The sequence below is a fragment of the gamma proteobacterium symbiont of Lampromicra miyakona genome (assembly GCF_059730895.1).
This window is the reverse complement of the sequence record NZ_AP035932.1, coordinates 84,885-98,305: the sequence shown is the minus strand read 5'-3', so window position 1 is coordinate 98,305 and position 13,421 is coordinate 84,885. Positions and strand designations below refer to the sequence as shown.

At 59.3% G+C, this 13,421-nt stretch carries 10 protein-coding genes; 5 read left to right on the top strand and 5 right to left on the bottom strand.

Annotation, left to right across the window (positions count from 1 at the left end; genetic code table 11):
- Window positions 1-22: 22 nt before the first annotated feature.
- Both glyS and glyQ read right to left on the bottom strand, forming a co-directional pair.
- Window positions 23-2,092, bottom strand: coding sequence for a glycine--tRNA ligase subunit beta (gene glyS / locus AC6I8P_RS00485; protein ID WP_241798567.1), 2,070 nt, complete (start codon window positions 2,090-2,092; stop codon window positions 23-25).
- A 9-nt stretch (window positions 2,093-2,101) separates the two neighbouring features.
- Window positions 2,102-3,013 carry a glycine--tRNA ligase subunit alpha gene (gene glyQ, locus AC6I8P_RS00480; RefSeq protein WP_021506863.1) on the bottom strand — a complete coding sequence of 304 codons (912 nt, stop codon included), beginning with the start codon at window positions 3,011-3,013 and terminating at the stop codon, window positions 2,102-2,104.
- 204 nt (window positions 3,014-3,217) lie between these two features.
- Here glyQ and AC6I8P_RS00475 point away from each other — a divergent pair, with 204 nt between their 5' ends.
- Window positions 3,218-4,213, top strand: a complete 996-nt coding sequence (locus AC6I8P_RS00475; RefSeq protein ID WP_278707481.1) for an acyltransferase — start codon at window positions 3,218-3,220, stop codon at window positions 4,211-4,213.
- Here AC6I8P_RS00475 and AC6I8P_RS00470 read toward each other — a convergent pair.
- The 3 genes from AC6I8P_RS00470 to xylA form a co-directional block, all read right to left on the bottom strand.
- Window positions 4,198-5,130, bottom strand: coding sequence for a GlxA family transcriptional regulator (locus AC6I8P_RS00470; protein ID WP_058770764.1), 933 nt, complete (start codon window positions 5,128-5,130; stop codon window positions 4,198-4,200). The two genes, AC6I8P_RS00475 and AC6I8P_RS00470, sit on opposite strands and share 16 nt — an antisense overlap.
- A 139-nt stretch (window positions 5,131-5,269) precedes the next feature.
- On the bottom strand, window positions 5,270-6,712 hold the full coding sequence (gene xylB, locus AC6I8P_RS00465) for a xylulokinase (protein ID WP_498027513.1): 1,443 nt from the start codon (window positions 6,710-6,712) through the stop codon (window positions 5,270-5,272).
- Between the two features lie 17 nt (window positions 6,713-6,729).
- On the bottom strand, window positions 6,730-8,052 hold the full coding sequence (gene xylA / locus AC6I8P_RS00460) for a xylose isomerase (protein ID WP_058775593.1): 1,323 nt from the start codon (window positions 8,050-8,052) through the stop codon (window positions 6,730-6,732).
- 358 nt (window positions 8,053-8,410) lie between these two features.
- Between xylA and xylF the strand changes: the two genes are divergently transcribed.
- The 4 genes from xylF (at window position 8,411) to xylR (ending at window position 13,397) form a co-directional block, all read left to right on the top strand.
- On the top strand, window positions 8,411-9,403 hold the full coding sequence (xylF, locus tag AC6I8P_RS00455) for a D-xylose ABC transporter substrate-binding protein (protein WP_058758164.1): 993 nt from the start codon (window positions 8,411-8,413) through the stop codon (window positions 9,401-9,403).
- Window positions 9,404-9,430: 27 nt separating this feature from the next.
- Complete coding sequence (locus AC6I8P_RS00450) at window positions 9,431-10,951, top strand: xylose ABC transporter ATP-binding protein (RefSeq protein WP_058758165.1); 1,521 nt, start codon at window positions 9,431-9,433, stop codon at window positions 10,949-10,951.
- Window positions 10,944-12,125: a xylose ABC transporter permease XylH gene (gene xylH / locus AC6I8P_RS00445; RefSeq protein WP_058758166.1), complete on the top strand. Its 1,182-nt coding sequence runs from the start codon at window positions 10,944-10,946 to the stop codon at window positions 12,123-12,125. Before AC6I8P_RS00450 ends, xylH begins: the two co-directional genes overlap by 8 nt.
- 93 nt (window positions 12,126-12,218) lie before the next feature.
- The gene (gene xylR / locus AC6I8P_RS00440) at window positions 12,219-13,397 is read left to right on the top strand and encodes a D-xylose utilization transcriptional activator XylR (RefSeq protein WP_021506871.1); all 1,179 of its coding nucleotides are present in this window, start codon (window positions 12,219-12,221) and stop codon (window positions 13,395-13,397) included.
- The last annotated feature ends 24 nt before the right edge of the window (window positions 13,398-13,421 follow it).

Below are 13,421 nucleotides of genomic sequence, written 5' to 3'. Positions count from 1 at the left end.
TCGGTTCACTTCTGCCCATCGCTTACTGCAGCAGCGAAATGTCCGCCACCTGCAGGAACAGCTTGCGCAGTTGCGCCAGCAGCGTCAGGCGATTGATACGCACCGCTTCGTCATCGGCATTCACCATGACGTTGTCGAAGAAGTTATCCACCGCTTCGCGCAGCTGCGCCAGCTCCACCAGGGCATCCTGATAGCGGCCTTCCGCAAAGTACGGCTGCAGCTTGTCGCCCAGCGCGGTGACAAAGGTCGCCAGCTGAATTTCAGCGTTCTCTTTCAGCAGGGACGCCTGCACGCTGTCGTTCAGGGTTTCGGTGGCTTTCGCCAGGATATTCGACACGCGCTTGTTAGCCGCCGCCAGCGCCGAAGCCGCTTCCAGCGTACGGAAGTGCGAAACCGCCTTCATACGTGCATCGAAATCGGCCGGACGGGTTGGACGACGCGCCAGCACCGCCTGAATGGTGTCAACGCTGTGGCCCTCTTCCTGATACCAGGCGCGGAAACGGCCCAGCATGAAGTCGATGACATCATCAACCACGTTGGCGTTGCTCAGCTTGCTGCCGTACAGGCGCACCGCTTCTTCCGTCAGGGTTTGCAGATCGAGCGGCAGGTTCTTCTCAACGATGATACGCAGCACGCCCAGCGCGGCACGACGCAGCGCAAACGGGTCTTTATCGCCTTTCGGATGCTGTCCGATGCCGAAGATACCGGCCAGGGTATCCATTTTATCGGCAATCGCCACGGCGCAGGCCACCGGGCTGGACGGCAGATCGTCACCGGCGAAACGCGGCTGGTACTGCTCGTTAAGTGCGACCGCCACATCTTCCGCTTCGCCATCGTGGCGCGCGTAGTGCATGCCCATCACACCCTGGGTGTCGGTGAACTCGAACACCATATTGGTCATCAGGTCGCACTTCGACAGCAGGCCGGCGCGCGTGGCGTGATTGACATCAGCGCCAATCTGCGCGGCAATCCAGCCGGCCAGCGCCTGAATGCGGTCAGTTTTGTCACGCAGCGTACCCAGCTCTTTCTGGAACAGCACGGTTTCCAGACGCGGCAGGTTATCTTCCAGACGCTTTTTGCGGTCGGTGTTGAAGAAGAACTCGGCATCGGCCAGACGCGGACGCACCACTTTTTCATTACCGGCAATGATCTGCTGCGGATCGCGCGATTCAATGTTAGTGACGAAGATGAAGTTTGGCAGCAGCTGGCCGTCTTCGGCGTAAACCGGGAAGTATTTCTGATCCCCTTTCATGGTGTACACCAGCGCTTCAGCCGGTACCGCGAGGAACTTCTCTTCAAACTTCGCCGTCAGCACCACCGGCCACTCCACCAGCGAAGCCACCTCTTCCAGCAGGCTGTCGCTCAGGTCGGCTTTACCACCCAACTGCTGCGCGGCGGCTTCGGCATCGGCTTTGATTTTGGCTTTACGCGTGGCGTAATCGGCGATCACTTTACCGCGCTCCTGCAGCAGCTGCGGATACTGATCGGCATTATCCAGCGTCAACTCCGGCTCGCCCATGAAGCGGTGGCCGCGAATAACGCGATCGGACTGAATACCGAGGATGGTGGCCGGAATCAGCTCATCACCCAGCAGCAGCGTCACGGTGTGCACCGGACGCACGAACTGCACGTCGCTGGCGCCCCAGCGCATCAGTTTTGGAATCGGCAGCTTGCTTAGCGCGGTCGCGACCATCGCCGGCAGCAGCGCCTGCGCGCTTTCGCCTTTTACCGCAGCACGATGCACCAGCCACTCGCCTTTGTCAGTGCTGAGACGCTCAGCCTGCTCTACGGTGATGCCGTTGCCACGTGCCCAGCCTTCTGCCGCTTTAGTCGGCTTGCCTTCGGCATCAAACGCCGCAGCGACAGCCGGGCCGCGCTTTTCTACTTCGCGATCGGGCTGCGCGGCCGCCAGCTGTGCCACCTTAAGCGCCAGACGACGCGGTGCCGCAAACCAGCTGACGTCGCCATGCGCCAGACCGGCGCTGTCGAGCTCAGCGGTAAAGTGCGCAGCAAAGGCTTCTGCCAGGCTGCGCAGGGCTTTCGGAGGCAACTCTTCGGTGCCAATTTCCACCAGGAAAGTTTTATCGGTCATGGCTGCCTCTTACTTATTACGGTTGCACATAGGGAAGCCGAGCGCCTCGCGGGAGGCATAATAGGCTTCCGCCACGGCTTTCGTCAGGGTGCGAATACGCAGGATATAGCGCTGGCGCTCGGTGACCGAGATCGCCTTGCGCGCATCAAGCAGGTTGAAGCTGTGCGCGGCTTTGAGAATGCGCTCATAGGCCGGCAGCGGCAGCGGTTTCTCCAGCGCCAGCAGCTGCTGTGCCTCTTTTTCATACTGCTCGAAGCAGCTGAACAGGAAATCGACGTCGGCGTACTCAAAGTTGTAGGTCGACTGCTCCACTTCGTTCTGGTGGAACACGTCACCGTAGGTGGTTTTGCCGAACGCGCCGTCGCTCCAGGTAAGATCGTACACGCTGTCCACGCCCTGGATGTACATCGCCAGGCGCTCCAGACCGTAGGTGATCTCGCCGGTCACCGGCTTACACTCCAGGCCGCCGACCTGCTGGAAGTAGGTGAACTGCGTGACTTCCATGCCGTTCAGCCACACTTCCCAGCCGAGTCCCCAGGCGCCCAGCGTTGGGTTTTCCCAGTTATCTTCGACGAAGCGAATGTCATGCACGCCAGGGTCGATACCGAGCTCTTTCAGCGATCCGAGGTACAGCTCCTGAAGGTTGTCCGGGTTCGGCTTAATCACCACCTGGAACTGGTAGTAGTGCTGTAAACGGTTCGGGTTTTCACCGTAGCGGCCATCGGTGGGACGGCGCGATGGCTGCACGTAGGCGCTCGCCATCGGCTCTGGCCCGAGAGCACGCAGGCAAGTCATAGGGTGAGAAGTGCCAGCGCCCACTTCCATGTCCAGCGGTTGGACAATGGTGCAGCCCTGACGCGCCCAGTAATCCTGCAAGGTCAGGATCAGGCCCTGAAAGGTCTTGGTATCAAACTTTTGCATGTTGAATTCGCACGCGATACGGGTGGATTTAAAAAGAGTGCGACAGTATACCCTTTGACCGCGCATTGTGCAGCCGGAAATCCTGGCGCAGGCGGGTGCGGTTATGCGGCGGTTAACAGAGAGCTCCGAAATCCAGGCTGCGGGGGTTGTTGGCCCGCTGTGCACTGGCTACCCTTCTTCGCACGGAGTACGCACGAGGAAGCCATGTCGCAAAAAATCTGCTGGATTGATAACTTACGCGCGGTCGCCTGTCTGATGGTGATCGTCATTCACACCACCACCTGGTACATCACCGGACCGATGGCAGTCACCGGACCCAGCTGGGACGTCGCCAATCTGCTTAACTCGGCTTCGCGCGTCTGCGTGCCGCTGTTCTTCATGATTTCCGGTTATCTGTTCTTTGGCGAACGCAGCGCGCAGGGCCGTCATCTGCTGCGCATTGTGCTGTGTCTGCTGTTCTACAGCGCCGTCGCGCTGGCCTACATCACCTGGCTGACGCCGATCAGCGAAGGCCGATCGCTGCTGAAGCTGTTGCAGAAGCCGGTGTTCTACCATCTGTGGTTCTTCTTCGCCATTATCGGCATCTACCTGCTGTCTCCGCTGATTCAGGTGAAAAACGTGCCGCCGCGCTATGTGGCGCTGCTGGTGCTGATCCTCGCGGTGATCGCTAATCCGAACACCGTCAGCCAGTCGCTGGGGCCGTTCCACTGGCTGCCGGTCAATCTGTATGTCAGCGGCGACTCGATTTACTACCTGCTGTACGCGCTGCTTGGACGGGCGATTGGCGTGATGGATACCGACAGGCGCGGCATCAGCTGGCTGGCAGGGCTGAGTTTTATCGCCTGCGTCATCGGTATCGCGCTCGGCACCAGACAGATGCTGAAGATTAACGGCGCGTTTAATGACACCTGGTATCTTTACTGTGGCCCACTGGTGTTTATCGCGGCGATAAGCCTGCTGGTGCTGTTTAAAAATGTGCTGAACCACCGGCCGCTGCCGCTGCTGGCGACCATTTCACGCTATTCGCTGCCGATTTATGGTTTCCATGCGCTGTTCATTCACTATCTGCGTACCCATCATTACGACGATATGTCGCGGCCGTGGCTGGATCTGCCGTGGGTCTTTGGCGTAACCCTGCTGGGCAGCCTGCTGCTGGCAATGGTGCTGAAACGCGTGGACAAGCATCATCTGGTGAGCTGATCGTCCCAGCGCTGCCGGGCGCGGCGCAGCTGGCGTGCCGAGGAGAAGCCGGCGGCCAGCGCCGCTTTCTCCGCCGCTTCCCCCTGCTGCTGGCGCTGGCGCGCAATCACCAGCCGTAGCTGCTCGTGGTATTCCCGCACGCTGATACCCAGATGCTGGCGAAACAGGCGCGTCAGATGGCGCTCGCTGACGTGGGCACGTTCGGCCAGCGCGCCCAGCGACCAGTCATGTTCCGGATGCGCAATCATCGCGTCCTGCGCGCGATGAATCGCCGGATGCAGATGATTACGATAACGCAGCCACGGCGACAATTGCGGATCGTCACCCGAGCGGCGGAACCACACCACCATCTCCCGCGCCACCGTTAGCGCCTGCCGCGCGCCGCACAGACGATTGATCAGGTGCAGCGCCAGATCGATACCCGCAGTAATCCCCGCGCTGGTCCAGATGCCGGCATCTTCCACAAACACGCGGTTGTCTTTCACCAGCGCAGCCGGCGCGGCAGCTTTCAGGCGCGGCAACACATCATGGTGCGTGGTGCACTGTACGCCATCCAGCAGACCAGCCTGCGCGGAGAGCAGCGCGCCGGAGCAAATACACACGAGGGTAATGCGCCGCGTATGAATCGCGCCGTGTTGCTGGCGCAGCCAGTCGCGCGCCTGCCCGGCTGCCCCGGTATCGAACCAGATGCGGGAATCGAACACGCCGGGCACAATCAGCAGACTGTTATCGGGTAGCGTGGCGGGCAGCGGTGCAATATCAGCAATGGTCATGCCGGTCGAGCAGGTGACGCTCGCCTGCGGGCCGATGTAGTGCAGCGCAAAATGTCCGCCCGCCAGCTGCAGCGTTTCTGCCGGCCCGGTGAGGTCGAGCGCCATGACGCCCGGCAGGACAAGAAAATAGACGGGCTGCGGCATGGTGGGTTCCTCAGGCGATGAAGGGTAACGATGGGCGAAGATGCGCAGCCAAATCCGGCCACGTATCTTCATCGATTCTTCCCATCATACCCGACTCTGCTCACGCCTTACGACCTCATCCGGCCATGCGTCAGCCAAATCAGGACATCAGTGGCAACAGCTGCTGGTATAGCTGCGCAAAGCGCGCACGGCGCGGCTGATAGGCCTGATGCTGCGCGGCATCCGGCTGATGGCGCTGCACTAACGCCGGTGCCGGCCATTCGCTGGTCGGGTCCATCGCCAGCTGCGCCAGGCGCGCGGCACCGAGTGCCGGTCCCACCTCGCCGCCGTGACAATAATCCAGCGTCAGTCCGCTGATGTCCGCCAGCATCTGCCGCCAGTACGCGCTGCGCGCACCGCCGCCAATCAGCATCACCGTGTTGGGCAGTACGCCACACTCATGCACCGCATCCATGCCTTCCGCCAGCGCAAAGCCCACGCCTTCCAGCACCGCGCGCGCCAGTTCCGGCCGGCCGTGCTGGTGCGTCAGGCCAAAGAAAGCCCCCTGTGCCTGCGGATTATTGTGCGGCGTGCGCTCTCCGGAAAGATAAGGCAAAAACCATACCGGCGTGGCCTGCGCGCTGGCGCGTTCAGCTTCGGCCAGCAGGTGCGGCACATCATCGCAGCCGGTCAGCGCAGCGGCCCAGTCCAGACAGGCGGCGGCACTCAGCATCACCGACATCAGATGCCAGCGCTGCGGCAGCGCATGACAGAAACTGTGCACGGCGCGTTGCGGATTGCTGAGATAGCCTTCGCTCACCAGAAAATAGACGCCGGAGGTGCCGAGCGACAGCATGCCCTGCCCTCGCTCAACCATGCCAACGCCCACGGCGCCAGCCGCATTGTCGCCGCCGCCGGCCACCAGCGGCACCGGCTCCATCCCCCAGCGCGCCGCAATTTCCGGCAGCAGCGTGCCGGTAATCTGGTTGCCTTCAAACAGCTGCGGCATGTGGCTGCGGTTCAGCCCGCACGCCGCCAGCATTGCATCGCTCCAGTCGCGCTGTGCCACATCCAGCCACATTGTTCCCGCCGCATCTGACATATCGGTGGCGAAATCGCCGCTCATCCGCCAGCGCAGATAATCTTTCGGCAGCAGCACTTTTGCTACCTGCGCAAATATCGCCGGTTCATGCTGCTGCACCCACAACAATTTGGGCGCGGTAAAACCCGGCATCATCAGGTTGCCGGTAATCTGACGCGACGTCGGCACGCGCTGCTCCAGCTCGTGACACTGCGCGCTGCTGCGCCCATCGTTCCACAGGATCGCCGGACGCAGCACCTGATGCGCGGCGTCCAGCAGCGTCGCGCCGTGCATCTGGCCGCTAAAGCCGATGGCGCTGACGTGGCGTAAATCGTGCTGCTGCGCCAGCGCCTGCATGGCACTATCGGTGGCCTGCCACCAGCTTTCGGGATCCTGTTCGCTCCATAGCGGCTGCGGACGCGTCACCTGCAGCGGCGCGCTGGCCGTTGCCTGAACCTGGCCGTGCGCATCCAGCAGCGCCACTTTAACGCCGGAGGTGCCTAAATCGATCCCGATAACCATGCTTAGCTCCCGATGGATTAGAAATTATACAAATAGTGATTCACCAGATTTTCCAGCTGCTCCTGGCGTCCGCTGCGATGCTGCGGATTGAGTTGCTGCTGCTGAGCATGCGCCGCCAGCGAGGCAAGAGAAAACTCGCCTTTCAGAATTTGCTGGCCGAACTCACCATTCCAGCCGCTATAGCGCTGCGCCACGCGCTTATCCAGCTCACCATCGCTCACCATACGCGCCGCCACTTTCAGCGCCAGCGCCATGGTATCCATCGCGCCGATGTGGCCATAAAACAGATCGTATTTGTCGGTGCTCTGGCGCCGTACTTTGGCATCAAAGTTTAAGCCGCCGGTGGTGAACCCGCCCGCTTTGAGGATTTCGTACATCACCAGCGCGTTTTCTTCGACGCTGTTCGGGAACTGATCGGTATCCCAGCCGCACTGGCTGTCACCGCGGTTGGCATCGACCGAACCGAAGATGCCCAGCGCAATCGCCGTCGCAATTTCATGATGGAAAGAGTGACCCGCCAGCGTGGCATGGTTGGCTTCCACATTCACTTTGATCTCTTTTTCCAGGCCAAACTGGCGGAGGAAACCGTAGACCGTCGCGACATCAAAGTCATACTGATGTTTAGTCGGCTCCTGCGGCTTCGGCTCAATCAGCAGCATCCCCTGGAAACCGATTTTATGCTTGTGCTCCACCACCATCTGCATGAAGCGCCCGATCTGCTCGCGCTCCTGCCGCAAATCGGTATTCAGCAGCGTCTCGTATCCTTCGCGTCCGCCCCACAGCACATAGTTTTCACCGCCCAGCGTCTGCGTCGCCTGCATCGCGCTGCACACCTGGCTGGCTGCCCAGGCGAAAATTTCCGGATCCGGGCTGGTCGCCGCGCCGGCCGCATAGCGGGGATGCGTAAAGCAGTTCGCGGTGCCCCACAGCAATCTGACGCCGGTTTCCTGCTGTTTTTCCAGCAGTTTATCGGTCATTACCGCCAGGTTTTCCTGGTAGCTGCGCAGCGAATCACCTTCCGGTGACACATCGACATCATGGAAGCAGTAATAAGGCACGTTGAGTTTGTAAAAGAACTCGAACGCGACATCCGCTTTGAGCTTCGCCAGCTGCAGCGCATCGCCATTTTTCTGCCACGGGCGATCAAAGGCCCCCACGCCGAACATATCCGCACCGTTCCAGCAGAACGTGTGCCAGTAACAGGCGGCAAAACGCAGGTGTTCCGCCATGGTTTTACCCAGAATCACTTCCTGCGGATTGTAATGACGAAACGCCAGTGCGTTAGTGGTATTGGCCCCTTCATAACCAACGCGCTCAAGCTGGTCGAAATAAGCGTGCATGTTGTGCTCCTTAGCATCAGACCCGAATGGTCAGCAGTGAAGCGTTATTTTGCGGAGGCGTAAGCGTTCAGCTCAATTACGATATTTCACACTGAACTTAAGATAATTATTATTTGTGCGGCAGCTCGCAAATCCATGTATTTAATTACATCGCGTGCCGGCGCGCAGCGCCGCTGCAAGATTTAACAGATGGCCGCGTAAAATTTCGATCGCGCTCAAAGAATCACAAATAAACAAAAAAACGTAATAGCAGGATAAAAATCAGTAATTGATGTTGTTCACGTCGCGGGGCAACAATTCATCCGCCCTGGTTCATAGCCTTACAACGACAATAGCCTCAACCTACAGGATGACCATGATGAAAATGAGACACACGCTGTTAGCCCTCAGCGCTGCACTGGCCCTGTTCAGCCACGCCGGGCTGGCGAAAGAAGTGAAAATTGGTATGGCGATCGATGATTTACGTCTGGAACGCTGGCAGAAAGACCGGGACATTTTTGTCAGCCAGGCGGAAAAGTCTGGGGCCAAAGTATTTGTCCAGTCGGCCAACGGCAATGAAGAGACGCAAATCTCGCAGATTGAAAATATGATCAATCGCGGTGTCGATGTGCTGGTCATCATTCCTTATAACGGTCAGGTATTGAGTAATGTGGTGGCCGAAGCGAAACGCGAAGGCATTAAAGTGCTCGCTTATGACCGCATGATTAATAATGCCGACATCGATTTTTATATCTCGTTTGATAATGAAAAAGTCGGCGAACTGCAGGCCGAAAGTCTGGTTAAACAGGTACCTAAAGGGAACTACTTTTTGATGGGCGGATCGCCGGTGGATAATAATGCACGTCTGTTCCGTGCCGGCCAGATGAAAGTGTTAAAACCTTACATCGATAACGGCAGCATCAAAGTGGTGGGCGATCAGTGGGTTGATGCCTGGCTGCCAGAGAATGCGCTGAAAATCATGGAAAACGCGCTGACCGCTAACAGCAACCACATTGATGCCGTCGTTGCCTCCAACGATGCCACCGCCGGTGGGGCCATTCAGGCGCTGAGCGCGCAGGGACTGGCGGGCAAAGTCGCCATTTCCGGTCAGGATGCCGATCTCGCCGCCATCAAACGCATCATGAACGGCACGCAAACCATGACGGTGTACAAACCCATCACCGAACTCGCCACCGAAGCGGCAAAAATTGCGGTGGAACTGGGCGATGGCAAAACGCCCGCCAGCAACAGCAAGCTGAATAATGGCCTGAAAGAGGTGCCGTCGCGCCTGCTGAAGCCGATTCCGGTCAACAAAGACAACATCGAAAGCACCGTGGTGAAAGACGGCTTCCATAAACAGAGCGAACTCTAAGCGCCTGAAACGCGAAGGAGCAGATCGATGCTGCTGGAAATGAACAACATCACCAAGCGCTTCGGCGCGGTGAAAGCGCTGGACGCCGTCAGCCTGCGGCTCGAAGCCGGTGAAGTCATGTCGCTGTGCGGTGAGAACGGCTCGGGCAAATCGACGCTGATGAAAGTGCTGTGCGGGCTTTACCCGCACGGCGAATTTGACGGCGAAATTCGCTTTGCCGGCGATCGCATCGAGGCGCAAACCATCCGCGACACCGAGCGCAAAGGCATTGTGATTATTCATCAGGAGCTGGCGCTGGTGCGGCAGCTTACGGTCATGGAGAACATTTTCCTCGGTGCCGAGCTCGGTCGCTTCGGTATGGTCGATGATGAAACCATGACGCTGCGCTGCCAGCAGCTGCTGGAGCGGGTCAAACTTAACGTTTCGCCTGCCACCAAAGTTGGCGAGCTCGGCCTCGGCCAGCAGCAGCTGGTAGAGATCGCGCGGGCGCTGAATAAGCAGGTGCGACTGCTGATCCTCGATGAGCCGACCTCGTCGCTCACCGAACAGGAAACCGAAGTGCTGCTTGGGATTATCACTAACCTGCGCGAGCACGGTATTGCCTGCATCTACATCTCCCACAAGCTTAATGAGGTCAAAGCAATTTCGGACACCATCTGTGTGATCCGCGATGGTCAGCACATCGCCACACGGCCAGCGGCCGGGCTGAGTGAAGATGACATTATCACGATGATGGTGGGCCGCGAGCTCACCGCGCTCTATCCGCACCAGCCGCACGAGATCGGCGAAACGGTACTGAAAGTCGAAAACCTTACCGCCTGGCATCCGGTCAACCGCCACGTGCGCCGCGTTAATAATGTGTCGTTCAGCCTGAAGCGCGGCGAAATTCTCGGTATTGCCGGGCTGGTGGGTGCAGGACGCACCGAAACGGTCCAGTGCCTGTTTGGTGTCTGGCCCGGTCGCTGGCAGGGCGAAATCTGGATTGATGGTCAGCAGGTGAAGATTGACGATTGCCGGGCAGCGATTGCGCACGGCATCGCCATGGTGCCGGAGGACCGGAAAAAAGATGGCATCGTGCCACTGATGGGCGTGGGGAAAAACATCACGCTGGCCGCGCTGGATCAATACAGCCATCGCTTCTCCACGCTGGATGAAGCCCAGGAGCAGCAGGCGATCAACGATGCTATCCGCCGTCTGCGTGTCAAAACCTCCTCACCCGAGCTGGCGATTGGCCGCCTCAGCGGTGGCAATCAGCAAAAAGCGATCCTCGCCAAATGCCTGCTGCTCAATCCGCGCATTTTGATTCTGGACGAACCGACGCGCGGCATCGACGTCGGCGCTCGCCAGGAGATCTATCTGCTGATTAACGCGCTGGTGCAGCAGGGCATCGCGGTGATTGTTATCTCCTCCGAACTGCCTGAAGTGCTGGGTCTGAGTGACCGCGTATTGGTGATGCACGAAGGGCAAATCAAAGCCGATCTGATTAACGACAACCTGACTCAGGAGCAGGTCATGGAAGCTGCCCTGCGGAGCGAACATTATGCTTAAAACTGAAAGTAGCCAGAGCCTGTCCGGTACCCCGGGCAAGCCAGCGCCGGGCAAGTTTCCGCGCTTCAATCTGCAGGTGCTGGTGATGCTGGGAGCGATTGTGCTTATCGCTCTGTTCTTCACCTGGACCACCGACGGTGCCTGGCTTAGCCCACGCAACGTCTCTAACCTGCTGCGCCAGACCGCCATCACGGGCATCCTCGCGGTGGGCATGGTGTTTGTCATTATCTCGGCGGAAATCGACCTTTCCGTCGGTTCGATGATGGGCCTGCTGGGCGGTGCCGCGGCCATCTTTGACGTCTGGCTCGGCTGGCCGCTGCCGCTGACCATCGTGGTAACGCTGGTGCTTGGCCTGCTGCTGGGCACCTGGAATGGCTGGTGGGTCGCGTACCGTAAAGTGCCCTCGTTCATCGTTACGCTGGCGGGCATGCTGGCGTTTCGCGGCATTCTGGTTGGTATTACCGATGGCACCACCGTAGCGCCAACGACGCCGGCGATGTCGCAGATCGGGCAAAGCTATTTGCCGGGCGGTGTTGGCTTTGGCTTCGGCTTCGCCGGTCTGGCACTGTTTATTCTCTGGCAATGGCGGCTGCGGCTGCGTCGCCAGCAGCTGGGGTTATCACAACCAGCCGCCAGCGGCACGGTGGCACGCCAGGCGATTACCGCCGTTCTGGTGCTGGGTGCCATCTGGTTACTGAACGATTACCGCGGGGTGCCGACACCGGTCCTGCTGCTGGCACTGCTGCTGCTCGGCGGCATGTTTATGGCCACGCGCACCGCCTTCGGACGGCGGATTTACGCCATCGGCGGCAACATTGATGCAGCGCGCCTGTCGGGCATCAATGTGGCGCGCACCAAGCTGGCAGTGTTCGCCATCAACGGCGTCATGGTGGCTATTGCCGGCCTGATCCTCAGTTCACGTCTTGGTGCTGGCTCGCCCTCAGCGGGTAATATTGCCGAACTGGACGCCATCGCTGCCTGCGTGATTGGCGGCACCAGTCTGGCCGGCGGCGTCGGTTCGGTGGCCGGCGCGGTGATGGGCGCCTTCATCATGGCGTCTCTGGATAACGGCATGAGCATGATGGACGTGCCGACCTTCTGGCAGTACATCGTCAAAGGGGCGATTTTACTGCTGGCGGTGTGGATGGATACGGCCACGCGCCGCCGGGTGTAATCGCGTGGGCGATCACAATGTGGCGCAAACAATTTCTGCTGCCTTTTCCGCCGTGCTATGCAATGCGCAACAGGTTTAAGGGAGCGCGCCACGATGCACGAAAAACGTTACCGTATTACGCTGCTGTTTAACGCCAACAAGGTGTATGACCGCCAGGTAGTGGAAGGGGTCGGCGAGTATCTGCAGGCTTCACAAACCGACTGGGATATCTTCATTGAAGAGGATTTCCGCTGCCGCATCGACAACATCCGCGAATGGCTGGGGGACGGCGTCATTGCGGATTACGACGACAGCTCGATCGAGAGCCTGCTCAGCAATGTGCCGGTGCCGATTGTCGGCGTTGGTGGCTCTTATCACCGGCAGCAGGATTATCCGCCGGTGCACTATATCGCCACCGACAACGCTGCGCTGGTGGAGAGTGCCTTTCTGCACCTGAAAGAGAAAGGCATTCATCGCTTTGCGTTTTACGGCCTGCCCGCCGCCAGCGGCAAACGCTGGGCGCAGGAGCGCGAGCAGGCGTTTCGCCAGCTGGTGATGCGCGAGCGCTATCAGGGCGTAGTGTATCAGGGAATGGAAACCGCGCCGGAAAACTGGCAGCACGCGCAAAACCGCCTCGCCGACTGGCTACAAACGCTGCCGCCGCAGACCGGCATTATCGCGGTGACCGACGCGCGTGCGCGTCATTTGCTACAGGCCTGTGAACACCTGAAAATTCCGGTGCCGGAGAAGCTCAGCGTAATCGGTATCGATAACGAAGAGCTGACGCGCTATCTGTCCCGCGTGGCGCTCTCTTCGGTAGCCCAGGGCACGCGCCAGATGGGTTATCAGGCCGCCAAACTGCTGCATCGTCTGCTCGATCGGCAAACGTTGCCGCTGCAACGCATTCTGGTGCCGCCGGTGAAAGTCATTGCCCGCCGTTCTACCGATTTTCGCTCGCTGCGCGATCCGGCGGTGATTCAGGCGATGCATTACATCCGCTTTAACGCCTGTAAAGGCATCAAGGTCGAACAGGTGCTGGATGCGATTGGCATGTCGCGCTCCAATCTGGAAAAGCGTTTTCGCGATGAGACCGGCGACACCATTCACGCCATGATTCACCGCGAAAAGCTGGAGAAAGCGCGTGAACTGCTGGCCTGCTCTTCATTGAATATTAATGAAATTTCGCAGATGTGCGGCTATCCTTCCCTGCAGTACTTCTATTCGGTGTTTAAGAAAAGCTACGCCACCACGCCAAAGGAGTATCGACAGCATCACGGCGAGAAGGTGCAGTAACGCCCCGCTGCGATCAAGATTTTG